This is a genomic window from Burkholderia sp. BCC1988 (genome assembly GCF_905339895.1).
Classification (GTDB): Bacteria; Pseudomonadota; Gammaproteobacteria; order Burkholderiales; family Burkholderiaceae; genus Burkholderia.
In genome coordinates this window covers 1-357 of sequence record NZ_CAJPHA010000091.1, presented here as the reverse complement: position 1 = coordinate 357, position 357 = coordinate 1, and the positions used below count along the sequence as shown (strand labels likewise).

General features: G+C 63.9%; 1 protein-coding gene. It reads left to right on the top strand.

The window, feature by feature from the left end; all coding sequences use genetic code 11:
- On the top strand, positions 1-357 hold a 357-nt coding region (locus U4012_RS35695; protein WP_321804596.1), incomplete at both ends, for an Ig-like domain-containing protein.

The window sequence follows — 357 nt, the reverse complement described above, 5'->3', positions numbered from 1 at the left end:
GGCAACACGTCGTCGGCAACGTCGTTCAGCTTCACGCTCGATACGTCGGCGGCTGCGCCCGGTGTTGCCCTCACCACCGATTCGGGCAGCAGTGCGTCCGATCACGTCACCAATGTCGGCACGTTGAACCTGGCCGGTGTCGAGACCGGCGCCACCGTCGAATATTCGATCGACGGCGGTCATACGTGGAGCACCAGCTTCAATGCCGTCGAAGGCCTGAACGACGTACAGGTCCGGCAGACCGATATCGCCGGCAACACGTCCGATCCGACGTCGTTCAACTTCACGCTCGACACCTCGGCCGCCGCACCCGGTGTCGCACTCACCACCGATTCGGGCAGCAGTGCGTCCGACCAT